Annotated in this window: 21 protein-coding genes; 12 read left to right on the top strand and 9 right to left on the bottom strand. The window is 72.6% G+C overall.

All coding sequences use genetic code 11. From position 1 onward, the window contains the following. Positions 1 to 44: 44 nt before the first annotated feature. From Q5722_RS06855 to Q5722_RS06840, 4 genes are all read right to left on the bottom strand, one after another. Positions 45 to 920 carry a putative endonuclease domain-containing protein gene (locus Q5722_RS06855; protein ID WP_305027460.1) on the bottom strand — a complete coding sequence of 292 codons (876 nt, stop codon included), beginning with the start codon at positions 918 to 920 and terminating at the stop codon, positions 45 to 47. A gap of 297 nt (positions 921 to 1,217) precedes the next feature. Next, positions 1,218 to 2,675 (bottom strand): flavin-containing monooxygenase, encoded by a 1,458-nt coding sequence (locus Q5722_RS06850; protein WP_305027459.1) that lies wholly within the window; start codon positions 2,673 to 2,675, stop codon positions 1,218 to 1,220. A gap of 53 nt (positions 2,676 to 2,728) precedes the next feature. Then, positions 2,729 to 3,817 carry a hypothetical protein gene (locus Q5722_RS06845; protein ID WP_305027458.1) on the bottom strand — a complete coding sequence of 363 codons (1,089 nt, stop codon included), beginning with the start codon at positions 3,815 to 3,817 and terminating at the stop codon, positions 2,729 to 2,731. Positions 3,818 to 3,890: 73 nt separating this feature from the next. Then, entirely contained in the window at positions 3,891 to 4,892 is a 1,002-nt protein-coding gene (locus tag Q5722_RS06840) for a cation diffusion facilitator family transporter (RefSeq protein ID WP_305027457.1), read from the bottom strand. Between the two features lie 87 nt (positions 4,893 to 4,979). Here Q5722_RS06840 and Q5722_RS06835 point away from each other — a divergent pair, with 87 nt between their 5' ends. Continuing rightward, the gene (locus Q5722_RS06835) at positions 4,980 to 5,432 is read left to right on the top strand and encodes a hypothetical protein (protein WP_305027456.1); all 453 of its coding nucleotides are present in this window, start codon (positions 4,980 to 4,982) and stop codon (positions 5,430 to 5,432) included. After that, on the top strand, positions 5,432 to 6,073 hold the full coding sequence (locus Q5722_RS06830; RefSeq protein WP_305027455.1) for a DUF1345 domain-containing protein: 642 nt from the start codon (positions 5,432 to 5,434) through the stop codon (positions 6,071 to 6,073). The genes Q5722_RS06835 and Q5722_RS06830 overlap by 1 nt, the downstream gene beginning before the upstream one ends. A gap of 10 nt (positions 6,074 to 6,083) precedes the next feature. On the opposite strand, the gene Q5722_RS06825 is transcribed toward Q5722_RS06830, so the two are convergent. Beyond that, a complete protein-coding gene (locus tag Q5722_RS06825) occupies positions 6,084 to 7,256 on the bottom strand; it encodes a PucR-like N-terminal domain-containing protein (RefSeq protein WP_305027454.1) in 1,173 nt (390 codons plus the stop codon). A gap of 96 nt (positions 7,257 to 7,352) precedes the next feature. On the opposite strand from Q5722_RS06825, the gene Q5722_RS06820 reads away from it, so the two are divergent. The 5 genes from Q5722_RS06820 (at position 7,353) to Q5722_RS06800 (ending at position 16,655) form a co-directional block, all read left to right on the top strand. After that, positions 7,353 to 8,450, top strand: coding sequence for a ferredoxin reductase (locus Q5722_RS06820; RefSeq protein ID WP_305027453.1), 1,098 nt, complete (start codon positions 7,353 to 7,355; stop codon positions 8,448 to 8,450). A gap of 20 nt (positions 8,451 to 8,470) precedes the next feature. After that, a complete protein-coding gene (locus Q5722_RS06815) occupies positions 8,471 to 9,685 on the top strand; it encodes a fatty acid desaturase family protein (protein WP_305027452.1) in 1,215 nt (404 codons plus the stop codon). 155 nt (positions 9,686 to 9,840) lie between these two features. Next, positions 9,841 to 13,158 carry a transglutaminase family protein gene (locus Q5722_RS06810; protein WP_305027451.1) on the top strand — a complete coding sequence of 1,106 codons (3,318 nt, stop codon included), beginning with the start codon at positions 9,841 to 9,843 and terminating at the stop codon, positions 13,156 to 13,158. 51 nt (positions 13,159 to 13,209) lie between these two features. After that, positions 13,210 to 15,753, top strand: a complete 2,544-nt coding sequence (locus Q5722_RS06805) for a circularly permuted type 2 ATP-grasp protein (RefSeq protein WP_305027450.1) — start codon at positions 13,210 to 13,212, stop codon at positions 15,751 to 15,753. After that, complete coding sequence (locus Q5722_RS06800; RefSeq protein WP_305027449.1) at positions 15,750 to 16,655, top strand: transglutaminase family protein; 906 nt, start codon at positions 15,750 to 15,752, stop codon at positions 16,653 to 16,655. The genes Q5722_RS06805 and Q5722_RS06800 overlap by 4 nt, the downstream gene beginning before the upstream one ends. 32 nt (positions 16,656 to 16,687) lie before the next feature. On the opposite strand, the gene Q5722_RS06795 is transcribed toward Q5722_RS06800, so the two are convergent. Further along, positions 16,688 to 17,488, bottom strand: a complete 801-nt coding sequence (locus Q5722_RS06795) for a transglutaminase-like domain-containing protein (RefSeq protein ID WP_305027448.1) — start codon at positions 17,486 to 17,488, stop codon at positions 16,688 to 16,690. Positions 17,489 to 17,557: 69 nt separating this feature from the next. Here Q5722_RS06795 and Q5722_RS06790 point away from each other — a divergent pair, with 69 nt between their 5' ends. The 3 genes from Q5722_RS06790 (at position 17,558) to Q5722_RS06780 (ending at position 21,234) form a co-directional block, all read left to right on the top strand. Further along, the gene (locus Q5722_RS06790) at positions 17,558 to 18,352 is read left to right on the top strand and encodes a crotonase/enoyl-CoA hydratase family protein (protein WP_305027447.1); all 795 of its coding nucleotides are present in this window, start codon (positions 17,558 to 17,560) and stop codon (positions 18,350 to 18,352) included. A gap of 164 nt (positions 18,353 to 18,516) precedes the next feature. After that, positions 18,517 to 19,521 (top strand): family 43 glycosylhydrolase, encoded by a 1,005-nt coding sequence (locus tag Q5722_RS06785; protein ID WP_305027446.1) that lies wholly within the window; start codon positions 18,517 to 18,519, stop codon positions 19,519 to 19,521. 207 nt (positions 19,522 to 19,728) lie between these two features. Continuing rightward, positions 19,729 to 21,234: a DEAD/DEAH box helicase gene (locus tag Q5722_RS06780; protein ID WP_439652480.1), complete on the top strand. Its 1,506-nt coding sequence runs from the start codon at positions 19,729 to 19,731 to the stop codon at positions 21,232 to 21,234. A gap of 182 nt (positions 21,235 to 21,416) precedes the next feature. Here Q5722_RS06780 and Q5722_RS06775 read toward each other — a convergent pair whose 3' ends face one another. Then, complete coding sequence (locus Q5722_RS06775; RefSeq protein WP_305027445.1) at positions 21,417 to 22,286, bottom strand: prephenate dehydratase; 870 nt, start codon at positions 22,284 to 22,286, stop codon at positions 21,417 to 21,419. A 32-nt stretch (positions 22,287 to 22,318) separates the two neighbouring features. On the opposite strand from Q5722_RS06775, the gene Q5722_RS06770 reads away from it, so the two are divergent. Next, entirely contained in the window at positions 22,319 to 23,002 is a 684-nt protein-coding gene (locus Q5722_RS06770; protein WP_305027444.1) for a CPBP family glutamic-type intramembrane protease, read from the top strand. 15 nt (positions 23,003 to 23,017) lie between these two features. Here the strand turns inward: Q5722_RS06770 and Q5722_RS06765 are convergent, their stop codons facing one another. Together Q5722_RS06765 and Q5722_RS06760 are read right to left on the bottom strand one after the other, a co-directional pair. After that, the gene (locus tag Q5722_RS06765) at positions 23,018 to 23,914 is read right to left on the bottom strand and encodes an NAD(P)H-binding protein (protein ID WP_305027443.1); all 897 of its coding nucleotides are present in this window, start codon (positions 23,912 to 23,914) and stop codon (positions 23,018 to 23,020) included. Between the two features lie 57 nt (positions 23,915 to 23,971). Further along, positions 23,972 to 24,244, bottom strand: coding sequence for a DUF7218 family protein (locus Q5722_RS06760; RefSeq protein ID WP_305027442.1), 273 nt, complete (start codon positions 24,242 to 24,244; stop codon positions 23,972 to 23,974). Between the two features lie 49 nt (positions 24,245 to 24,293). Between Q5722_RS06760 and Q5722_RS06755 the strand changes: the two genes are divergently transcribed. Continuing rightward, positions 24,294 to 24,839: a TIGR03086 family metal-binding protein gene (locus tag Q5722_RS06755; protein WP_305027441.1), complete on the top strand. Its 546-nt coding sequence runs from the start codon at positions 24,294 to 24,296 to the stop codon at positions 24,837 to 24,839. Positions 24,840 to 24,878 lie beyond the last annotated feature (39 nt).

Below are 24,878 nucleotides of genomic sequence, written 5' to 3'. Positions count from 1 at the left end.
AGTAAGCACCGGTTCGCGGCTCGTGATGGTGCTTACTGCTCGGTTCAGCGGCACCGGTCCTCGAGCGATGCGTTGAGCCCGGCCAATGCCCGCCTAGCGAGCAGCTGCTGGTGCAGGAAAGGCTGGCGTGGAACGAACCGATAGCGACGCTGCTCGCCGGGGGTGGTCAGGGCTCGCATGCGGGCCGCGACGATGGTCTGGGCGAGCGACTGGTGGGAGCCGAGCTGCGGCGTCGTGACCTGGAGCAGCTCGGCGCCGACGGCTCGCAGCCGCTCGAGCCTGACTGCGTCGGCGTGGCGGCGCGGACCGTCCTCGTGGTAGGCGCCGTTGAACTCGATCACGAGACCTGAGGTCGGATCAGCGAGATCGACCTCGCCGATCCGGAGGCCGTCGACGGTCCAGGCCGTCGAGTTCACCAGAAGCCTCGGAACGCGAGCGACCTGCTCGGCGACGAAGCGGGTGCGGACCTCCTGGGGCGAGCGGCTGAATTCGCTGGCCAGCGGCACGGCCTCCCGGATGAGCCGGACGCCTTGGGTCCCTGCCTTGGTCTGGACGTACGCAGCCATCTCCTCGAGCGAGATGATCCCCGCCATCACCGACTTCTCGAGCTCCACGACCGCGTCGACCAGGAGGGTGGCGGCGCGCATCGCGTCGTACGTCGCCCGGACGGGGTCTGTCGCGGGCACCCCCGCGATGGTGTGGACGCAGTCCATGTCGATGGCGGCGTAGGAGTAGGTGGCCGAGGGATGACGACGTACCCAGCCTCGGGTTCCCACGGCGATCGGGACTGGCAGGCGGGTCCGGCCGTCTGGCGCGAGGCCGTCGTGGAAGGCGGCGCCATGGAGTCGGCACGCTGCCCAGCCGGTCACCGCCCCGATGGGCGGGATGTGGCTCGCGGCAGTGGCGATCCGCTGCGTCACGTCGTCGCGGTCCACCCCGTTCGGCAGGAAGAACCCTCGTGACGAGCGCTGCCATGCAGTCCCACGCGCCTGGCCTCGCGTCGGGCCACCACCTCCGTCCGGTGACAGCTGAACGGGAAGGACGAGCGTGGTCGGTGACGGGACCTTCGGATCCCAGCGGTGGCGAGGCATCCGCCCACGATGCGGTGAATGCGGCGGACGTGCGGGTGGTCCTCCACAGCCCGCCTGCTGGAGTCCGTGAACCGAGCAGTAAGCGCCACTTCACTGGTCGCGATGGTGCTTACTGCTCGGTTCGCGTCAGGCGAGCGCGACGGGGGCGTAGTCCTCGGCGTCGAACTTCACCCGCGCGCGGTACTGCACGCCCAGCCACGGCCAGTTCGTGGTGATCCGGCCGTCGGCCTGGCGGTACCAGGAGTGGCAGGCGCTCCACACCGAGCCGGTCAGCTCGGCCTGCACCTCCGCGTCGTAGGCCGCTTCGACCTCGGGCTTCACGTCGAGCGGGCGGCCGGCGGCGACCATCGCGTCGACGTACGCCCCGAGGTGCTTCGCCTGGGCCTCGAGGAAGTAGATGACCGACCCGCCGCCGGTGTTGGTGTTGGGGCCGTAGAGCATCTGCAGGCCGGGGAAGCCGGGCACGCTCATGCCGTAGTAGGCGTGTGCGCCGTCCTTCCACGCGTCGTCGTGGAGCGAGCGCCCACCCACGCCGGTGACGGTCATCGGAGCGAGGAACTCCGTCGCGGCGAAGCCGGTGCCCCAGACGAGGACGTCGGCCTCGTGCAGCGTTCCGTCCTCGGTCACCACGCCCGCGGGGGTGATCTCGCGGATCCGTGCGGTCTCCAGGTCGACGTTGGGCTGGGCGAGCGCCGGCAGGTAGTCGTTGGAGAAGAGCACACGCTTGCAGCCGATCGGATACGTCGGCCAGACCTTGTCGAACAGGCCCGGCTTCGCCTTCGCCTGGCGGCGCATGTGCGCCTTCGACACCGCACGGAGGAACGCCGCCAGCGGCTTGGCGTAGACCCAGGCGATGCTGAGCGACTCGACCACGCCGTACCAGGTGCCGCGCTCGGCGAGCTCGGTCACGGGGAGCTTCTCGAAGACCTTGTGGTGGCGCTCGGAGAACTTCTGGTCCGCCCGCGGCAGCAGGTACGGCGCGGTCCGCTGGAAGACGGTCATCTGTCCGACGACGGGCTGGATCGCGGGCACGAACTGGATCGCGCTCGCGCCCGTGCCGATCACGGCGACCCGCTTGCCGGCCAGGTCGACGTCGTGGTCCCACGTCGCCGAGTGGAACGACGGGCCGGCGAACGAGTCGCGTCCCGGGATGTCGGCCAAGACGGGGCGGCTCAGCTGCCCGACCGCCGAGACCACGACGTCCACGGTGAGCGTCTCCCCGCCGGCCAGGGCCACCGTCCACCGGCCCGTCGCGTCGTCGTACGTCGCGGAGGTGACCTCGGAGCCGAAGCGCAGGTGCCGCTCGAGGTCGTACTTCGCCGCGACGTGGCGGATGTAGTCGAGGATCGCCGGCTGCCGGGAGAACCGGTGCGGCCACCGCGGGTTCGGCTCGAAGGAGTAGGAGTAGAACGGCGACGGCACGTCGCAGGCGGCGCCCGGGTAGGTGTTCTCGCGCCAGACACCACCGACGTCGTCGGCCTTCTCGAGGATCACGAGGTCGTCGTGGCCGCGCTTCTTCAGCTCGATCGCCGCGGCGAGACCGCCGAAGCCGCTGCCGATGATTGCAATGCTGGGGCTCGCCATGGGGTCACGCTAGCGACAGCGCGCTGCGTCAGCGAGCGCCGAATCCGCGTGAATCAGGACGTCGGAGCGAGTACATCGGCGGCGGTCGGCTCGAGTGCCGGGTCCGTGACGCCGGTGGTGCTCTCCGGCGAGGCGTCGGTGACCGAGGGCGTCGGGTCCGGCGTCGGGTCCGGCGTCGGGTCGGGCGTGGGGTCCGGGGTCGGCGTCGGGTCGGGCGTGGGGTCCGGGGTCGGCGTCGGGTTGGGCGTCGGCGTAGGCGTCGGCGTCGGCTTCGGCGTGGGGTCCGGCGTGTGCGGCTTGGGTGCGGGCGTCGGGTCCGCAGCCGACGGAGCCGGCTTGGACGGCTTGTCGGGGGCCGCGTCCGGGGCGGTCTCGTCCGGTGCCGGCGGCGGGGTGATCACGATACCGATCGTGGTGATCGAGACGGGCGGGAGCTCGACGGGTGCGGCGTAGGCGTCCCGGAACGCCTCGACCTCGTGCACGTAGCGCGGTCGGTCGTTGCGGGCCCGCAGCGCGTCGCGGAGGTCCTGCTCGTCAGCGAGGTCGGCATGGCGGTTGCACAGGGCTACGCCGAGGGCGAGTGCGGCGTCGTCGAGGTCGTAGGGGCTGCGCAGCCCGTCGCCGTCACCGTCCACCGCCACCCGCTGCCAGAGGGAGGGGAGCAGCTGGAGCGGCCCCAGCGGGTGGTCCGCGTGGGGATCGTGGTCCCAGGCGCCCCCGTCGGTGTCGGGCAACGGGGGAAGGTGACGTGAGCGCCCGGCCACGGGCGTGCCGATCAGGGCAGGGAACATCCGGGCGCGCGGCCCGAGCCTCCAGGCACCGATCCGGCCGTGATCGGTCTCGACCTTGCCGATCGCGGCGAGCAGGGGAGCGGTGAGATGGCACTCCGGGGCGGCCTCCTCCATGACGACCGCCGCCCGCTGGTACGCCGCGAGCGCGCGGTCCGGCACGTCGAGCAGGTCCTCGTCGCGGGTGGACAGGCCGTGCGGGATCGGGCGCCACGCCACTGCGGGCGCGGCCGCGGCCGTGGCGTCGACGGGGGCCGGTTCGTCGGCCGCCTGGGCGATGCCACCCGTGGCGGCGACGCCGAGGAGGCCGAGCGGGATTCCGAGAGGTACGGCTGCGAGTCGGGTCCGCTTCATGCGTTCGATGCTCACGGCCGGCAGCGGCGGAGCGCAGCGGTTCCGGCGGTGGTCTGGGGTGGTCAGAGCCTGTCTAGTGCGGAGGGACTGGGGTCGTGCCCGGGGTCGGCTGGCGGTACCAGGCCGGCAGCGGGCCCGGCTGCAGGTCGGTGGCGTCCCCGGGGCGGGTCAGCGTGAGCACCGCGCGCACGATCTCGGGTCGCTCCTGGAGCTGGTCGGCGATCGCGGCGAGGCGACCCGCGACCGACGACTCCGGCGCGTCCCCCACGAGGTCGACGGCGGCCACCAGGTAGATCTGGTCGGCTCCGATCCACTCCATGCGGAGGTAGCTGACCCGGTCGATCTCCGGGTGCTCGACGAGGGTCCTCAGGGCGATGTCGCGGGCCAGGGGTGTGACCGCCTCGCCCGCGAGGAAGTCCATGTTGCGCCCGATGAGGAAGAGCGCGACCACGCCGAGCAGCAGGCCGACCAGGATCGAGCCGACGGCGTCCCAGGTGGGATCGCCGGTGACCTGGTGGAGTGCGATGCAGGTGGTGGCGATGCCGATACCGACGAGCGCGGAGAGGTCCTCTGCGACGACGGCGCGCAGCATCGGGTTGGAGGTCACGTGCAGGTAGCGCAGCGGGTGCAGGCGGCGGGTCACTGCCGCCGACCGGGTCTGCCGCACCGCTTGCAGGAACGACGTGCCCTCCAGCAGCAGCGCGACCGCGAGGACGCCGTACGCCCAGAGGTAGGAGGCATCCGCCTCCGGTGCCGACAGCGACTGGATGCCGTGCCAGATGGAGACCGCGGACCCGACGGTGAAGAGGCCGAACGCCGCGAACATCGACCAGATGTAGCCGACCCTTCCGTAGCCGAGGACGTGGGTCGCGTCCGCAGGCCGGGAGGCCTTGCGGGCGCCGACCAGCAGGAAGACCTCGTTGCCCGTGTCCGCCCAGGAGTGCGCGGCCTCCGCCGACATCGAGGCCGACCCGGTGAGCACCGAGGCGACCGTCTTCGCGACCGCGATCAGGAAGTTGGCGGCGAAGGCGACCACGATGGTCAGCAGGCTCTCGTCGGAGGACTGGGTGCTCACGGACCCGACGCTAGGTCATGCCGGGCGACAGGCGCGCCGACGCGGCATCATGGCTCCTGGGGGTCACCGCGAACGAGGGGCAGTCACATGGACCAGGCAGCGAAGCAGCGGATCAAGGCGGCACTCGTCGCCCGTGCGACCGAGGCGCTGGACGCACTCCGGGCCCAGGTCCGCGACGACGATGCAGCCAGCCGGATCCCGGAGGGCGACACCTACCAGGACGACGACCTGTCCCAGGCCGACGAGGCGGGTGACCTCGGTGCGCTCCTCGAGATCTCGCTGAGCCGGCAGCAGGCGGCACTGGACGCAGCGCAGGCGCTCGATGTCGCGCCCACGGACGTCGTGGGCCCGGGGGCCGTGGTCTGCTTCGACGGCTCGTCGTACGTCGTCGGCGTGCTCTCGGACGCGTTCGAGGTCGACGGGGTCACCTACGAGGGGATCAGTGGCGACTCGCCGGTCGGTGAGGCGATCGCCGGCCTCCGCGCAGGCGACACCTTCACGGTCAACGGTCAGAGCCACACGCTCGACACCGTCGCCTGATGGCCCCTCGTCAGCCGATGTCCGCGATCCCGCGGGTGATCGGTGCCTCGGTCCTCGGTCTGCTCGGCGCTCTCGCGACGGCTGCCCTCGCCGGTCCCGAGCTCGGCGTCCTCGTCGGGATCACCCTCAGCTCAGGTGTCTTCGTCGTGGTGGGCTGGGTCGTCCTCTGGCCGATGGACGCCGGGGAGACGCGCGAGTTCGTCGGCCGCGAGGTGGTCGACAAGGCGCTCGAGGAGGCCATCATCGTCTTCGCCGCAGTCGGCGGGCTGGCCGCGATCGTGGTGCTGATGGCACTGGGCCACGGTGCCGACGGTGCAACGGCTGCGCTCGCCCTCGCCGGCGTCTTCCTGGCGTGGGGTTCGGTCCACCTCATGTACGCGACGCGCTACGCCGACCTCTACTACACCGGCTCGGCCGGCGGCATCGACTTCAACGACGACGGTCAGGACGCCGAGCCGTCGTACCGCGACTTCCTCTACTTCAGCTACAACCTCGGCATGACCTACGCGGTCTCCGACACCGACGTGACCCGCACGGAGATCCGGTCGGTCGTGCTCCGGCACTGCCTGCTGTCGTACGTCTTCGGCGCCCTGATCCTCGCGACCACGATCAACCTGGTCGTCGCCATCGTCAACGCCTGACGGAGCGGCCTCAGCCGAGCGCGATCGTCGCGTCACGGACGAACGACGGATCCTCCAGCCGCTCGCCGTACGCCTCGCGGAGCTGGCCCATGCGATAGCGGATCGTCTGCGGGTGCACGAAGAGGGCCTCGGCGATGTCGTCGCGGCGGCCCTGGTGGAGCAGCCAGGCGCGGAGCGTATCGGTGAGCTTCTCGCGCTGCCCGTCGCGCAGGGGCGCCAGGGGCGCAAGGACCCGGGCGCGCAGGTCGTCGTGGGCGGCCGCATCGGCGAGGACGACGAGCGAGGCGAGGTGCAGGTCGGTGTCGACGAGGCCGTCGTCCAGCCCGAGGGTCAGGGCGCGGGCGGCGCGCTGGAAGGACGCCTGCGCCTGCTTCCAGGGCAGCGTCGGACCGACCACGGCGGTGGTGCTGCCCAGGGTTCGCAGCAGGACCGCCCGCGCGCCCGGCACGAGGAGCACCGCGTGGTCGGGGAGCCCGCCGTACGGCTCGAGCGCCTCCACGTCGCCGGCGAGGCCGAGGGTGCGGGGGTCGAGGATCGGACGCACCGAGCGGGCGGCGGCGAGCGGGAGGATCACGGCGGTCAGTCGTTGGGGAGCAGCCCAGTCGGCCTGCTCGGCCAGCTGCGCGAGGCGCTCCTCCTCACGTCCGCCGATGAGGGCGGTCGCGAGCTGGGCCAGCTGCCGCTCGCGCAGCCGACCGCTGCGGGCCAGCTCCTCGGCGTGGCCGGCGAGGCTCTCGGCGGAGAGCTGGTCGAGGAAGTCGAAGACCACCTCGGCGAAGCCGGCCAGCCCCTCCGCGCTCAGGCCGTGCTCGACGGCGACCCGGCTCATGTCGCGCCAGGCGGTGGCCGTGCCGATCCGGTACGCCGCGGTGAGGGCGTCCAGGCTCCGCCCCGAGCGGGCCTCGCCCCGGCCCAGCTCGTACGCCGCAGCGCGCACCTGCGCCGCTGCGTTCGTCGCGTCGGCGCCCGGCGAGGTCGTCATGTCGAAGAAGCCGGCCAGCGCGACCGTGACGGCGGTCTGGATGGTCTTGCCCATCCGCCCCTGGAACGCCGCGGAGTACGCCGGGACCTCGGCCATGATCGCTGCCACGACCTTCTCGCCGAGGCGCGGGAGGCGGGCCCGCAGTGCGGCCAGCTGCTCCTCGGAGAAGCCGAGCGGCTGAGTCATGAGGCGATCGGTCACGTCCTGCATCCTTTTGTGCGGAGCGAACAAAAGATGCCGCTGGATTCACCGGCAGCAGTCAGGAGTTTACGCGCGACGGCGCCGAGACTGGAACACATGAGTTCGCTCCTCACGCGGGTCGTCGAAGCGGCCACCACGCCGCTCCTGCCCGCCGACTACCTCGACCTGGTCGCGCCGCTCCGCGCCGGCGCTCCGCTGCGCGGCCGCATCGTGGCCGTCGAGCCCGAGACCCGCGACGCCGCGACCATCGTGATCAAGCCCGGCGCCGACTGGGCCGGCCACGTGCCGGGCCAGTACGTCCGCATCGGCGTCGACGTCGACGGCGTGCGCAACTGGCGCGCCTACTCGCTGACCCACGGCCCGCGTCGCGACGGGCTCATCTCGGTCACGGTCAAGGCCGTGCCCGAGGGCAAGGTCAGCAACTTCCTCGTGCACCGCACGAAGGTCGGCACGCTGGTCCACCTCGAGCAGGCCGCCGGCGAGTTCGTCCTGCCGGCCGACGAGCAGGGCGTGACCCCGGAGTCGCACCGCAAGCTGCTCTTCGTCACCGCAGGCTCGGGTGTCACGCCCGTCGTCGGGATGCTGCGCAACCTCTTCCCGTCGACGGACTCGGGCGTGTTGAAGCCGGCCCGCAGCGCGGACCTCGACATCACCGTCGTCCACGTCGCGCCGAGCAGGCCCGACTCGATCTTCCTCAGCGACCTCCAGGCTCTCGACGCCGCCGGCGCGATCACGCTCGTTGCCCGCTACGACGATGAGCACGGCGTCCTCGACGTCGACGCGCTCGGCCTGCTCGTGCCCGACCTCGCCAGCCGGACGACGTACGCCTGCGGGCCGGGTGGCCTGCTCGCCGCGCTCGAGGCGCACCACCTGGCGTTGGGCCTGCCGCTGCAGACGGAGCAGTTCCGGGCGAGCACGATCGTCGCCGGCGAGGGCGGCACCGTCCACGTCGGCGGCCAGGAGATCGAGGCCGACGGCGCGACCACCGTCCTCGACGCCGCCGAGTCGGCCGGCGTCCTCATGCCCAGTGGCTGCCGGATGGGCATCTGCATGGGCTGTGTCCTCCCGCTGAAGGAGGGCGCGGTCCGCGACCTCCGCACCGGCGAGGTCACCACGGCCGACGCGATGTCCGGCCCCGCCAACATCCAGACCTGCATCACGGCCGCTGCCGGCCCGTGCCACCTCGACCACTGAACCTCGGACAGGGAGACACCATGACTGCCATCCAGAAGCTCGACGACAACCCGACGGCCCACCTCACGCCGGAGGACATCGAGGCCTTCGGCGCCGAGATCGAGGCGATCCGCCAGGAGGTGCTCGCCAAGCGCGGCGCGTCCGACGCGGCGTACATCCGCCGGATGATCGCCTTCCAGCGCTGGCTCGAGGTCGGCTCGCGCGTGACGCTGCTGGCCAGCGTCTTCCCGCCGGCCTTCGTCGCCGGCACGGCGGGCCTGACGGTCGCCAAGATCCTGGAGAACATGGAGATCGGCCACAACGTCCTCCACGGCCAGTGGGACTGGATGCGTGACCCGAAGATCCACTCGACCACCTGGGACTGGGACAACGCCACCCCGGCCGAGGCCTGGAAGCACAGCCACAACGAGCTGCACCACACCTACACGAACGTGCTCGGCAAGGACAACGACCTCGGCTACTCGATCATGCGCGTCGACGAGGACCAGCGCTGGCACCCCTTCTTCCTCGCCCAGCCGCTCTGGAACGCCCTCAACGCCTGCTTCTTCGAGTACGGCATCGCCGCCTACGACCTGCAGCTCGGCAAGTACCTCCCGATGAAGAAGGAGGACCGCCCCGAGCACTTCACCAAGGGGGTGACGGCCGCGCTGAAGAAGATCCGGAAGCAGGCGACCAAGGACTACGTCGTGCACCCGCTCGTCGCTGCGCCGTTCGGTGGCTTCCTCCCGACCCTGGCGGCGAACTTCATCGCCAACGTCGGCCGCAACATCTGGAGCCACTCCGTCATCATGTGCGGTCACTTCCCCGAGGGCGTCGCGGTCTTCGAGAAGACCTCGATCGAGGGCGAGACCAAGGCCGAGTGGTACCTCCGCCAGGGCCTCGGGTCCGCGAACATCTCCGGGTCGAAGCTGATGCACATCATGAGCGGCAACCTGTCGCACCAGATCGAGCACCACCTCTTCCCCGACCTCAACTCCAACCGCCTCGCCGAGGTCGCGCCGAAGGTCCGCGCGGTCTTCGAGAAGTACGGCCTGCCGTACGCCACCGGCTCGTTCCCGCGCCAGCTCGGCTCGGCCTGGCACAAGGTCTTCCGCCTCTCCCTGCCCAATGGCTGGCTCGCGACGACGACGCCGCGCACGGCTCCGAAGCGGATGGCGCAGCTCTACAGGATGTCGACCGGTGGCCGGAAGGCACGCAAGGCGATCCAGGCCGAGCTCGACGCCGCCGCGGCCTGACCGCGAGCACCTCGACCGCGTCGCTCCCAGGCCCTGCCCCGACAACGGGGCGGGGCCTGTGGTCGTGCGGAGCGAGCCCGCGGTGTGGCCACGAGTTCACGCGGGCGGCCCCGGCGGAAACGCGCGCGCAATGTGGCGCCCCTACGGTGGCGGCCGTGACCATCCGTGTAGCACTGGAGCACCGCACCTCGTACACGTTCGCCGAACCGGTGACCGTGCACCCGCACACGGTCCGTCTCCGGCCGGCGCCGCACGCCCGGACGCCGATCGAGTCCTACTCGCTGACGGTCAGCCCGCGGGGCCACTTCCTCAACTGGCAGCAGGACGCGTTCGGCAACTTCATGGCGCGGCTGGTCTTCCCCGAGCCGGTCACGGAGCTCGAGATCACCGTCGACCTGGTCGCCGACCTCACCGTCATCAACCCGTTCGACTTCTTCGTCGAGGAGTACGCCGAGCACTACGGCTTCGCCTACCCCGCCGACCTGCTCGCCGACCTCGAGCCCTACCTCAGGCCCGTCGACGAGAAGCCGGGCACGGGCCCGGGGCCGCTGGTGACGGCATGGCTCGCCGAGCACGACCTGGCCTCGCTCGCCGGCACGACCGGCATCGTCGACTTCCTCGTGCGCGCCAACCAGGCGGTCAACGGCAGCGTCGCCTACGCGGTGCGGATGGAGCCCGGCGTGCAGACGCCGGACCAGACCCTCGAGCGGGCGATCGGATCGTGCCGCGACTCCGCCTGGCTGCTGGTCAGCGTGCTCCGCGAGCTCGGGCTGGCGGCTCGCTTCGTGTCGGGCTACCTCGTGCAGCTGACCCCCGACGACGTCGCGGACGGCGGCCCCGCGGCGGACTTCACCGACCTGCACGCCTGGACCGAGGTCTACGTCCCGGGGGCGGGCTGGATCGGCCTCGACCCGACGTCGGGGCTCTTCGCGGGTGAGGGTCACATCCCGCTCTCCGCGACCCCGCATCCCAGTGGGTCGGCGCCGATCGCGGGTGCCACCGACCCGGTCGGCGTCACCTTCGACTTCTCCAACACCGTCACCCGGATCCACGAGGACCCGCGCATCACGCTGCCCTACAGCGAGGCCCAGTGGGCGGCCGTCAACGCCCTCGGCGGGTACGTCGACGGCCTGCTCGAGGCGGGCGACGTCCGGCTGACGATGGGTGGCGAGCCGACCTTCGTCAGCATCGACGACCAGGCCAGCGAGCAGTGGGCGACCGCAGCCGACGGACCCGGCAAGCGCGCGCTGGCGCGGGAGCTGACCGCACGGCTCAAGGAGCGCTGGGCGCCGTCCGGCCTGGTCCACCACGGCCAGGGCAAGTGGTACCCCGGGGAGCCGCTGCCGCGCTGGCAGGCACAGGTCACGTGGCGCACGGACGGCGAGCCGGTCTGGTCGGATGCGACCCTGCTGGACCACCCGTGGGGCCCGCCGACCGAGCCGACCGGCGACCAGGTCCGGGAGCTCGCGGCCGGGCTCGGAGCGCGCCTGGGAGTGCCGGCGGACCACGTCCTCCCTGCCTATGACGACCCGTACGCCGCGCGCTGGGACGCCGCGCGCCAGCCCTGGGGGGAGCCCGAGGGGTCGGCCCGGATGGTCGAGGAGGTCGACGAGGCCTCCCTGGCCAGCGAGCGCGCCTGGGTGGTGCCGGTCTTCGAGAACCCCTCCGGCGAGGGCTGGGGCACCACCCGGTGGCGCCTGCGTCGCCGTCGGCTCTACCTCACCGCCGGCGACTCGCCGGCCGGGCTGCGCCTTCCGCTCGACAGCATCGCCTGGAACCCACCGCCGGACCTGCCGGACGCCTCGCCGTTCGCGCCGCGGCCCGCCCTGACCGCGTACGCCGAGCTGGTCGCGGACGAGCCGGCCGAGGTCCTCCCCGTCGAGTCGGCGCCGCGGCACGCGGTGGTCGTCGAGGCGCGCGAGGGTCACCTGTTCGTCTTCCTCCCTCCACTCACGGACCTGGACCGCGCTCTCGCGCTGGTCGCCGCGATCGAGGCGAGTGCGGCGGCGGTCGGGATGCCGGTCGTGATCGAGGGCTATCCGCTGCCCGGGGACCCGCGCACGCTGAGCCTCAGCGTCACCCCCGACCCCGGTGTCATCGAGGTCAACATCCAGCCGACGGCCAGCTGGGACGAGCTGCGGGAGGTGACCGAGACCCTGGCCGAGGACGCGAAGGCGGTCCGGCTGGGCACCGAGAAGTTCGACGTCGACGGCACCCACACCGGCACCGGTGGCGGCAACCACTTCACCCTCGGCGGCCCGACGGCCGCCGACAGCCCGTTGCTGCGCCGTCCCGACCTGCTGCGCAGCCTGCTCACCTTCTGGCAGCACCACCCGGCGCTGTCCTACGTCTTCGCGGGCCGCTTCCTCGGCCCGACCAGCCAGTCTCCGCGGGTCGACGAGGGCCGCAACGAGACCCTCTACGAGCTCGAGATCGCCTTCGCGGAGCTGGAGCGCGCGACCCGCGAGGCCGCATCGAACGGAGCGGCCGGCGTGCCCGCGCCGTGGATCGTCGACCGACTGCTGCGGCACCTGCTCACCGACCTCACCGGCAACACGCACCGCGCCGAGTTCTGCATCGACAAGCTCTACAGCCCCGACGGCGACCGCGGCCGGCTCGGCCTGCTCGAGCTGCGGGGCTTCGAGATGCCCCCGCACCCGCGCATGGCGCTCGTGCAGGCCCTGCTCGTGCGGGCCCTGGTGGCCCGCTTCTGGAACAAGCCCTACACCGGCGCCCTCGTGCGCTGGGGCACCCGGCTGCACGACCGCTTCCTGACGCCGGCCTTCGCCACCGCCGACCTGTACGACGTGGTGGCCGAGCTCAACGCCTGGCTCCGGGCGCAGGACCCGGACGCCCCGCTCTTCGACCCGGCCTGGTTCGACGCCTTCCTCGAGTTCCGCTTCCCGCGGCTGGGAGAGGTCGACGTCGCAGGAGTCCACCTCGAGGCCCGGCAGGCGATCGAGCCGTGGCACGTGCTCGGCGAGGAGATGGCGTTCGGTGGCACGGCCCGCTACGTCGACTCGAGCGTCGAGCGGCTGCAGATCCGCGCGACGGGCCTGGTCGAGGGGCGTCACGTGGTCACCTGCAACGGCGTACCCGTGCCGCTGACCGCCACCGGCGTGCCCGGCGACTTCGTGGCAGGCGTCCGCTACCGAGCGTGGGCGCCGTACTCGGCCCTGCACCCGACCATCGGGGTCCACTCGCCGATCGTGGTCGACCTCGTGGACCGCTGGAACGCGCGCAGCCTCGGCGGGTTCACCTACCACGTGGTGCACCCCGGCGGCCGCTCGTACGACGACCGGCCGGTCAACGCGATGAGCGCCGAGGCACGCCGGGCGACCCGGTTCCGCGCCGGCGGTCACACGCCCGGTCCGGTCGATGTCGACGCCGTCGCCCCCATCGACGCGGCAGCCGGCGTCGAGTACCCGACGACCCTGGACCTCCGGCGCTTCTCGCCGGGCAACCGGCCGTAGGCGATGGATGGACGACGTCCGCTGCGTCCGGCACGGCCTAAGGTCTAGCGCGTGACCTCCTCGCCCGACCCGGCCGTCGCCGCCGCGCCTGCTGCGGCGTCCGGCGTGCTCGCGGCCTACCGCGCGCGGCTGGACGGCCGTGAGCCGGACCCGCTGCGCGGCGAGGACGAGCTGGTCTCCGGCGACGACGTCCGGCCGACACAGCGACTGCTCGCGGACGCGCTCGAGGCGATGGGCCAGGGCGGACTGATGGCGGCCCGGGCGGAGACCCGCCGGCTGGTCCACGACGACGGCATCCGCTACGGCGTCGGCGGGTCGGACGGGATCCACGACCGCCACTGGCGGCTCGACCCGCTTCCGGTGGTGCTGACGGCCGAGGAGTGGGCCGGGATCGAGCGCGGCGTCCAGCAGCGCGCCGCGCTGCTCGACGCCCTCCTCGACGACCTCTACGGCGACCGCCTCCTGCTGCGTCGCGGGGTGATCCCGGCCGAGGTCGTCCTGGGCCACCCCGGGTTCCTCCGCCAGGTCGACGGCATCCGCAGCCGCGGCGGCCTCGTCCTCGGCGCGCACGACCTGGGCCGCGACAGCGACGGCAGCTGGCGCGTCCTCGCCGACCGCACGTCGGCGCCGTCCGGCGCCGGCTATGCGATGGCCAACCGCCGCGTCACGACCCGGGTGCTCGCCGGCCTGCACCGCAGCACCGAGCTGGCTCGCCTGCGTGGCTTCTTCCACACCATGTCCGCGGCGGTGCGGGAGGCCGCTCCGCCGACGAGCGAGGTGCCCCGTGTCGTCCTGCTCTCGCCCGGCCCGATGTCGGAGACGGCGTACGACCAGAGCTTCCTGGCCAGCCTCCTCGGCTTCCCCCTCGCCGAGTCCGACGACCTGACGCTGCGCGACGGACGGGTCTGGCTGCGTGCCGCGGGCCGGCTCGAGCCGGTCGACGTCGTGCTGCGCCGCGTGGACCCGGAGTACTGCGACTCCCTCGACCTGCGCGCGGACTCCCAGCTGGGCCTGCCGGGCCTGGTCGAGGCGACCCGCCAGGGGACGGTGACGGTCGCGAACCCGCTCGGTGCCCAGGTGCTCGAGAACCCCGGTCTCACACCGTTCCTGCCGGCCGTGGCGCAGGCCCTCCTCGGCGAGGACCTCGAGCTCGGGGCCAAGCCGGCCTGGTGGTGTGGCGACCGTGACGGGCTGGCCCACGTCGTGGCGAACTTCGACCGGCTGGTGCTGCGTCCCCTGGCGCCCGGTCGCGAGGTGGAGGCCCAGCTCGGCGGGGCACTGTCGGCCGAGGACCGCGACCTGCTGCGCCGCCGGATCGAGGCCGAGCCGTGGGCGTGGGTCGGCCAGGAGCCGCTGCCGCTGTCGACGACGCCCGTCGCGACCCCGACCGGGCTGGTGCCCGGGCGCCTGGTCCTGCGGACCTTCTGGGCGCAGCGCGACGGCGAGCGCCACGTCATGCCGGGAGGCCTGGCCCGGGCCGCGACCGGGCCCTCGCGGCTGCAGGTCTCCAGCTCCGCCGGCGCGGTCGCGAAGGACGTCTGGGTCCTCGCGCCGGAGACGGCGGAGGCGGGCTGGGGCGACCCCGGCGTACGTCCGGAGCTCGTGGCGGTCCGGCCCCGCGCCGTCGTCGCGCCGCGCGTCGCCGACAACCTCTTCTGGCTGGGTCGGTACGCCGAGCGGGCCGAGGCGGCGGGCCGCATCCTGCGTGTGTGCGACGACCTCGTCGAGGATCACGCGGCGCGACCCGGCACCCCCGGCGAGCAGGCGATGCGCGCCCTCCTCGCCGCGGCCACGGCGATCACGCGCGTGCCGGGCGATCCCGCCCAGCCGCGTCAGCACGTCCGCGCGATGGTGGTCGACCCGCAGCAGTCGGGGAGCCTGCGCTACGCCGCGGACCGGCTCGGCGACGCGGCCCAGCGGGTCCGTGACCAGCTCTCCCAGGACATCTGGCACGTCCTGTCCCGCCTGGACCGGACCCTGGCGCACGTGCCCTCCGACGAGCACCAGCTCCAGCCGCGCCTGTACGACGTGCTGGAGTCGCTGCTGGCCGTCTCCGGCGTCATCGCCGAGTCGATGGTCCGCGACGAGACGTGGGGCTTCCTCGACGGTGGCATCCGCCTCGAGCGCGCCCAGTTCACGGTGGCGCTGCTCGCGTCGACGCTGGCGCACGAGCGGCCGCCGATCATCGACGGCCAGCTGACCGAGGCCGTGCTCGAGGTCGGCGAGTCGATCCTCACGCACCGTCGCCGCACGGTGGCCGGTGAGGGCCCGGTCTGGCCGATCCACTCGGCGGTGTCGCTGCTGCTGCTCGACAGGGGCAACCCGCGCTCGGTCGCGTTCAGCGTCGACCGGCTCGTGGAGGACCTGCGCCTGGTCGGCGACGACGTGCTCGCCGCGAAGGCCGAGGCACTGGCCGACCACATCGCACGCGTCGACCTGGTCGACGCCTGCGCCGGTGACCGCTCGGGCCTGGGGGAGATCCTGGCCGAGGTGCGGGCCACGCTGCACGCGGTGTCCGACGACCTGACCCGCCGCCGCTTCGCGCGGAAGACCTCGCAGCGCACGCTGCCGATCAGCTGGGCGGTGACGTCGTGAGCCAGGGGCCCGAGGACTGGACCCCGCGCCAGTACGACGTGCGGCACCGCACGACGTACACCTACGAGGGTCCCGTGGAGGCGTGCTTCGAGCGTGGCTTCCTGGCGCCACGGGAGACCCCGTCGCAGCGCGTCCTCTCCAACGAGGTGCTGGTCTCGCCCGACCCGCAGGTGATGACCGAGCACGTCGACCACTTCGGCAACCACTCCTTCTACGTCGAGATCCAGACCGCCCACAACGAGCTCGTGGTGGAGAAGCGGAGCCGGTTCGAGGTGCACTGGCCGCAGCCCGACCTGGCTGCCCTCGACCGCTGGACCGTCGCCTCGGCCGCGGCCGCGCTGCTGGAGACGGCCGACTCGGTGGAGCGCGTCGGGCACCTGCTCCCGTCGCCGCTGGTGCAGCCCGCCCCGGCGGTCCTCGACTACTGCCGGTCGGTGATCGGTCCGGACACGCCGCTGGGCGAGGCGATCCTCGCGCTGACACGCGGCATCCACCGCGACTTCGCCTACAAGTCCGGCGTCACCACCGTGCGCACGACGCTGCCCGAGCTGCTCGAGCTCCGGCAGGGCGTCTGCCAGGACTTCGCCCACCTCGCCATCGGCTGCCTCCGGTCGCTGGGCCTGCCGACGCGCTACGTCTCGGGCTACCTCGAGACGCAGCCTCCGCCGGGACAGGTCAAGCTGGCCGGTGCCGACGCCTCCCACGCGTGGGCGTCGGTGATGGTGCCGGGCGGTGGCTGGGTCGACCTGGACCCGACCAACGACCACCTCGCCGACTCGCGGTACGTGGTCACCGCCTGGGGCCGCGACTTCCGCGACGTCTCGCCGCTCAAGGGCGTGGTCTTCGCCGAGGCGGCGGGAGCCTCGACCCTCAACGTCGCAGTCGACGTCACCCGGGTCTAGCCGCATCGGCCTGCGGCGTCCGCTGCTCGGGGTCAGCCGATGCGGACCCGCTGGCGGCCGTCGTCGGCGGGCAGCCCGTCGCGTGACGTGGCGGACACGGAGACCTCGAGCAGGTCGGCGCGACCGCTGACGATCGTGAGGAACGCCGTGTCCGCCGCGTCGCGGCCGGTGGCGATCCTGACCAGGGCCGGTCGGGGAGCGAGGCCCGTGCCGTCGACGACGAACCAGGCGCCGTCCACGAGCACCTCGGCTACCGCGTGGAAGTCCATCGGCTGCAGCCCCGGCGCGTACGCCGACACCAGGCGTGCCGGGATCCCGCGCGCACGCAGGAAGGCCACGATCAGGTGGGAGCTGTCGCGGCAGACGCCCTCGCGGCTGAGGTAGGTCTCCAGTGCGCCGTCCACCGGGTCGGTGCTCCCCGGGGCGTAGACGACGTTGTCGAGCACCCAGGTCCGCGCACCCTCGACGAGGTCCCAGCCCATGAGGTGGCCCAGGTGGGAGTAGGCGACGTTGGCGAGCCGGTCGGAGTCGGCATAGCGGCTGGGGCGGAGGTACTCCACCTGGTCCATCGGCTCGGCGTCGAGCGGCGTGCTGCCGCCGACGGTCGCGGCGTACTCCACCTGGAGGACGCCGGCGGGGGCGGCGACCCGGTGCAGCCGGGTGCCGTGGGCGTCGGTGAGCTCGACGACCGCAGAGGGGTCGAGCGGTACGCCGTCGAGCGTGACGGTCAGCGACTCGGACTCGACCGTGTTGGTCGATGCCACGGCCACCGAGAAGACCAGGTCGGCCGGGGTGCTCACGGAGAGCCGGACCCTGCTGCTCACGTCGCGCATGGGGAGACGGTAGCGGTGTGAGGGGAATCGCCCTCGCCGCCAGTGGCTACCCGGGAGTAACCTCGGCCCATGTCCTACGTCTCCTGCACCACCGTCGACGGCATCGCCCACGTCCAGCTCGCGCGCCCCGAGAAGATGAACGCGCTGACGCTCGACCTGCTGGCGGACCTCGCGGCGACGTCGAAGAAGCTGCGCAAGGACAAGACCCTGCGCGCGGTCGTCGTCAGCGGCCAGGGCGTCTCGTTCTGTGCCGGCCTGGACTTCGCCAACGTGCTGAAGAACCCGCGCGGCATCCTCCGTGCCTTCGTGCCGAACCCGCTGCGCGGCACCAACATCTTCCAGGAGGCCCCGTGGGGCTTCCGGCGGATCCCGGTGCCGGTGATCGCCGCGGTCCACGGCAACTGCCTCGGCGGTGGCCTGCAGATCGCGCTCGCAGCCGACTTCCGCTTCGCGACGCCGGACTCGACCTGGTCCGTGCTCGAGGGCAAGTGGGGTCTGATCCCCGACATGTCGGGCATCCAGGCGCTCAAGGAGCTGGTCGGGATCGACACCGCCAAGAAGCTCACCATGACCGCCGAGATGTTCTCCGGCAAGGAGGCCCGCGACATGGGTCTGGTCACCGAGATCGACGCCGACCCGCTGGCTGCCGCCTTCGCCCTGGCCGAGCAGCTCAAGGGCCGCTCGCCCGACCAGCTGGCCGCGGCCAAGCGGCTCTTCAACGACAGCTGGAACTCCTCGCCCCGGCGCACCTTCGCGCGGGAGCGGGTCGAGCAGCTCTTCCTCCTCCTCGCGCGCAACACCGCGGCCGCGCGCAACGCGGCGTTCAACAAGTCGACGCCGTCGTACAGCCCGCGCCAGCGCTGATTCCGGCAACTCCGACAACGCGGACTCGTTGACGCCACCCGTTCGGGCCATTCGCGGCCCCGAACGGGTGGCGTTCGGCATTTCCGGAGACGTCTGGACCACCCGTGGCGCACCCTTCTCGCGGCGCGCTCGGTGTGCGTCGAGGGATCTCGTGTGGAGTCGCAGTGCAGGCAGTACGGGGGGCGTTCGTCGCCCTGGTCGGTTCGTTGGTCGTCGTCGCAGGGGTGGTGCCGGGTACCGCGCCCGCGGCGTCGGCGCACCACCGTGGCTATGTGGTCACCCAGCTCGCCAGGGGCGGGCTGGCCGACCCGGGCCCTGCGCAGGCCCGTGGCTGGTTCCATCTCTACGGCACGGGGCCCGGCTTCCCGGCGCTGCGGTCGCGGCACGCAGGCTGGGGCTACCGCGCCGTGGGGCGGGCGATGCCCCCGGGTGGCGTACCGCGCTGGTTCGGCACCGGGATCGGCGGCGCGCGCCACCTGTGGGCGCCGCACGTGGAGGTGGTCCGGGGGCGGCGTGGACCGGTCTTCCTGATGTACTTCGCGGCCACGCGTCGGGGCGCGCGCGACTGCATCGGCGTCGCCCGTTCGACCTCGCCGACCCGGGGCTTCCGCACGGTCGGCCGGCCGTTGGTCTGTGGCGGTCCCGGCGCCACGGCGATCGACCCGTCGGTCTACGTGGGACCGCACGGGCGCCGCTGGCTCACCTACGTCCGCCGCGACCACCGCTCGGGTGTCGGGCAGATCCGCATGGTCGAGCTCGGGCCGGCGGGGCTGGCGCCGGCGCGCGGCGCGCGCTCGCGGCTGGTCGTCCAGAACGGCCGGACCATCACCGAGGCGCCGAGCATGCTCACCCGAGGTGGCCGCACCTGGCTCTTCGTCAGCCGCTACTCCTACCGCGGCTGCCACTACCGCACCGAGGTCTACCGGGCCCGTACGCCGGGAAGCCGGTTCGTGCCGGCAGGCCCGGACCACGGACACCTCGTGCTGCGCTCGCGCTCGGGCCGGACGCTCTGCGGGGCGGGCGGCGGCGAGGTGCTGCGTACCGGCCGGGACGTGCGGTTCTTCTTCCACGCCTGGCGCGGCGGCACCGAGTCGACCGGAGGACGACGCGTGCCGTTCTCCACGATCCTCCGTTGGCACGGCGGCCGCCCCTTCGTCGCCCGCCGCTGACCGCCGGGACGGGGCTCGTGCCGCCCCGGGTGGGCGATCTCACCTCGCTCGTCTTCGCTGGTCAGAGGGCGCGTCCGGTACTCTCTTGACATCCGCCCAGTCTTGCCGCGGATCGGCAGCCGCCTCGCGGCTGCGCCTCGCTTCCCGAGGCCACTCACCCGCTTCGCGCGGGCGTTCTGGTGAGACACCGAACGAAACGACTCTCCTGTGTCTGATTTCTCCGACCTCGGCGTACCCACGCCGCTGGCCACCGTCCTGGCTGTCCAGGGCATCACCACTCCCACCCCGATCCAGAAGGCGACGCTGCCCGACTCGCTCGCCGGACGTGACGTGCTCGGCCGCGGCCGCACCGGCTCGGGCAAGACCTACGCCTTCCTGATCCCGCTCGTCGCGCGCCTCGCGGCATCGGGCCGGACCGCGCGCGCCGGTGCTCCGCGCGCCCTGGTCCTCGCGCCGACGCGCGAGCTCGTGACCCAGATCGAGGCCTCGCTCAAGCCGCTCGCCGCTGAGTACGGCCTGAGCACGCAGACCGTCTTCGGTGGCGTCGGCCAGAACCCGCAGGTCGCCGGCCTGCGGAAGGGCGCCGACATCGTCCTGGCCTGCCCGGGCCGTCTCGAGGACCTGATCGGTCAGGGCCACTGCAACCTCGGCTCGATCGAGGTCACCATCCTCGACGAGGCCGACCACATGGCCGACCTCGGCTTCCTCCCGGCCGTGCGCCGGCTCCTGCAGGCCACGCCGCCGCGCTCGCAGCGGCTGCTCTTCTCCGCGACCCTCGACAACGCGGTGGACCAGCTGGTGAAGAAGTTCCTCAACGAGCCGGTCGTCCACGAGGCCGACTCGGCGCAGTCGCCGGTCGCGAAGATGGACCACCACGTGTTCCACGTGAAGCGCGAGTCGCGCCTGCCGATCCTCGTCGACCTCACCCGGGCGCCGGGTCGCACGGTCGTCTTCACCCGCACCAAGCACGGCGCGAAGGCGCTCGCCCGCCAGCTCAACGCCAACGGCGTACCGACGGTGGACCTGCACGGCAACCTCTCGCAGAACGCCCGCACGCGGAACATGGAGGCGTTCCACTCGGGCGCCGCGACCACGCTCGTCGCCACCGACGTCGCTGCGCGCGGCATCCACGTCGACGACGTCGCACTCGTCGTGCACGCCGACCCGCCGGCCGAGCACAAGGCCTACCTCCACCGCTCCGGCCGTACGGCGCGCGCCGGTGCCGAGGGCACCGTCATCACCCTGATGACCGACGACCAGGTGCGCGACGTGCGCGCGCTGGCGCGGGCAGCCGGCATCAAGCCGACCACCACCGTCGTCAGCGACGCATCCCACCCGCTCCTCAAGGAGCTCGCTCCGGGTGAGCGCGTCGAGGTGCCGGGCGGCCTGACGATCGAGGTCCCCGGCCAGCAGCAGGCCCAGCGTGCCGGATCGGGCTCCGGCTCGGGCGGCGGTCGCAACCGCTCGCGCTCGCGTTCGCGCGGTGGCAACGGCGGCAACGCCGGCGGCTCGGGTGCCACGGCCTCCGGCCAGGGCGGTCAGCGCCGCTCGGGTGGCGGACAGGGTGGCTCCGGGCAGGGTGGTTCCCGCTCGGGTGGCTCCCGCTCGGGTGGCTCCGGCAACGGCGGCCAGGCGCGCTCCGGCGGCCAGGGCGGTCAGCGTCGCTCGGGCGGTGGCGGCCACAGCGCCGCGTCGTTCAGCCGCGGCCGCTGAGGCCCCAGGGCGCCAGCTCCGACCTAGGGGTGGACTTCCCGTCACATGATGACGGGAAGTCCACCCCTTGGTGCTCTCCTGCCGACCGCAGCGCCGAGACGGGGCTCGTGCCACGCCGGCACAGGCCTCGTCTCGGCACAGGCCTCGTCTCGGCACAGGCCTCGTCTCGGCGCGGGCAGGGGCTATTTGGGCTGGTGCTCGCCCTCGATGCGGTACGGCGCGGCGGGGTAGACGCCGAGGACCGTCAGCTCGTCGGTGAAGAACTCCAGCTCCTCCAGCGCCCGGGCCAGGCCCGGCGAGGAGGGGTGCCCCTCCACGTCGGCGAGGAACATCGTCGCGGTGAACTCGCCGTCGACCATGTAGGCCTCGAGCTTGGTCATGTTGATGCCGTTGGTGGCGAAGCCGCCGAGCGCCTTGTAGAGCGCGGCGGGCAGGTTGCGCACGCGGAAGACGAAGGTCGTCACGACCATCTCGTCGGTGCCGGGCGCGGGAGCGGGCGCCTCGACGTACTCCCGCGACAGGATGACGAAGCGCGTGGCGTTGTGGTCCTCGTCCTCGACGTTCTCGGCGAGGACGTCGAGGCCGTACACCGAGGCTGCGAGCGGCGGTGCCAGGCAGGCGCGGGTCGGGTCGCCCCACTCCGCGACCTCGCGCGCCGATCCCGCGGTGTCACCGGCGATGACCGGACGCGCCCCGATCGAGGCGATGATCCGGCGGCACTGGCCGAGTGCGTGCACGTGCGAGTGGACGGTCTTGATGCCCTCGATCGACGCACCCGGGATGGCCATCAGGTGGAAGTGGATGGGCATGAAGTACTCGCCCACGATGTGCAGGCCCGACTTGGGCAGCAGGTGGTGGATGTCGGCGACACGGCCGGCGAGCGAGTTGTCGATCGGGATCATGCCGAGCTCGGCACGGCCCTCCTGGATGGCAGCGAAGACGTCCTCGAACGACGCGCAGGGCAGCGTCTCCCACGCCGGGTAGGCATCGCGGCACGCGATGTCGGAGTTGGCGCCGGGTTCGCCCTGGTAGGCGATGATCTTCGCAGTCACAGGAACATCATCCACGAGCCTCTGGAGGACCCGTGCGCACCTGGCTGCGTCGTTCGCTGTGGGACCTGGTCCCGCGCGACCAGCGCGACACGCCTGCGGGCCTGCGGCGGCGCCAGGTGGTGGCCGTCGCGACCGTCGTCGCCGGGGCGGTGCTGCTCGGGGTGTCGCTGCGGATCGAGCCCGGCAGCGTTGCCTTCTACCCGGCCACCTTCGCCCTGGCGGCCGTCTGGGTCGCGGGTGCGCTGGCCTCCGGGCGGCTGCACCTGGGCCGGATCGCGGTCCGCGACCAGCTGCGCCGTCCCGTGCTCGCGCCGCTGCTGGTCGGCGCCGGTCTGGCCGCCGTCTTCCTGGTCGCGGCTCTCGTGCTGCGGCCCGTCCCCTTCGTCGCCGACCAGGTACGTGGCGTGCTCGACCACGCTGCCGAGGGCTCCCTGACGCTCGTCGCGGTCGTCACGGTCGTCAACGGGATCGCCGAGGAGCTCTTCTTCCGCGGAGCGGTGTACGCCGCTGTGCCCCGCCGCCCGGTGCTCGTGTCGACGGTCGCCTACACGCTCACCACGATCGCGGCCGGCAACCTGCTCCTCGTCGTCGCTGCGCTGCTGCTCGGCCTCGTGGTCGGCCTCGAGCGACGTGCGTCGGGCGGGATCCTCGGACCTGCGATCACGCACGTGACCTGGGCGCTGCTGATGCTCTTCGGCCTGCCGCTCGTCTTCTGACAGCCGCCGGAGGCGTCACCCGTGCGGCTGCGCGAGGGCCCGCCGCACCGCCTCGGCGTACGACGTGGGGGTGCCGGGCACGATCTCCCGGATCGAGGTGTCCGTGACGACGACCTCGGTGCCGAGCGAGTCGATCAGGTTGCGGCCGGTCCTGGTGTCGATGTCGGTGACCAGCGCCAGCCAGTACGACGAGAGCCGTGGCGTGAGCAGTGGCACGCGCACGATCGGGAGCCGGTGGCCGAGCATCTGCTCGGCCGCGACCTGCAGCATCTCCTCGTAGGTCAGGGCATCCGTGCCGCCGATCTCGAACGTCCGCCCGTGGGCCGCGGGCTCGCCCGCCACTCCGACGAGGTAGCGCACGGCATCGTCGAGCGCGACCGGCTGGGTCCGGGTGGTGACCCAGCGCGGCACCACCATCGCGGGAAGGTTCTTCACCAGCTGCCGGGTGATCTCCCACGAGATGCCGCCCGCGCCGACGATGATCGCGGCACGGAGTGCGGTGACCGGCACGGAGGTGCCGGCGAGGAGATGCTCCACCTCCCGGCGCGACCGGAGGTGCTCGGAGAGGTCTGCGCCGTCGGCGCCGAGCCCGCCGAGGTAGACGATCTGGCCCACGCCGGCCTCGTCGGCCGCGGCGGCGAAGGCGCGCGCCGCCCGCGCGTCACGCTCGCTGTAGTCGGCGTGGTCGAGCGAGTGGACGAGGTAGAAGGCCACGTCGACGTCCGCGAGCGCGGGTCGCAGCGACGCGGGGTCGGACACGTCACCGCCCACGACCTCGCCGGGGCCGTCGTACCTCTCGGGGTGGCGGGTCAGGGCGCGCACGTGCCACCCCTCGTCGAGCAGTGCGGGGACGAGGTGGCGACCGACGAAGCCGGTCGCACCGGTGACCAGTGCCGTGCGGGAGGCGCTCACGCCCCCATCCTGTCGCACGCGGCAACAGCCGCGGGCAGGATGGGGTGGGCCATCGGGTCAGTGGTGCCGCAGGGCGTCGATGAGCTCGCTCTTGCGCATGTGCGAGCGTCCCTCGATGCCGACCTCGCGGGCGCGCTTGCGCAGCTCCTCCACGGTGCGGTCCTCGTAGTCGCCGCCGCGTCCGCCGCGCGCGCCGACCTTCGACCGCCCCTCCTTGGCGACGGCGTTGGCGATCCGGGCGGACTTCTCCTTGCTGTTGCCCTCGTCGCGGAGCGTCTCGTAGAGCTCCTTGTCCTTGACGCTGGGTCCGGGGCTTCGTCGTCCAGGCATGGGTCTCTCCTCTCGTGTTCCGCGACCCGTACCCGCCTACGCTGCGGTCATGAGTGCTGCTGACGCGTTCCGTCGGACCAACGCCGCGTTCGCCGCCCGGGTCCACGGGGCCGCCCCGGAGTGGGACGACCCGGCTCCGTGCGAGGGCTGGGTCGCACGCGACGTCGTGCGCCACCTCGTGGAGTGGCTGCCGGCGTTCCTCGAGGGCGGAGCGGCGGTGCGGCTCGAGCCCGTGCCCAGCGTGGACGACGACCCGGTCGCCGCGTGGGATGCGTTCGCGGCGCAGGTCCAGGCGCTGCTGGAGGATCCCGCCACCGCGGAGAGGACCTACACCGGCCCGCCGGGCACGCACCCGCTGGACCGGGCGATCGACCAGTTCTTCACCAGCGACCTCTTCCTGCACACCTGGGACCTGGCGCGGGCGACGGGCCAGGACGAGGCCCTCGACCCGGAGCGGTGCGCGGCGATGCTCGCCGGCATGGAGCCGTGGGACGAGGCGCTGCGGTCGAGCGGCCACTACGGGCCGCGTGTGCCGGTCGCCGCCGACGCCGACCCGCAGACGAAGCTCCTGGCCTTCATCGGTCGGGTGGTCTGAGCAACAAACATTACGGCCGTAACGGAAATGGGCTACGGT

The sequence above is a fragment of the Nocardioides jiangxiensis genome (assembly GCF_030580915.1).
GTDB lineage: Bacteria > Actinomycetota > Actinomycetes > Propionibacteriales > Nocardioidaceae > Nocardioides > Nocardioides jiangxiensis.
This window is presented reverse-complemented; position numbering and strand designations above follow the sequence as displayed.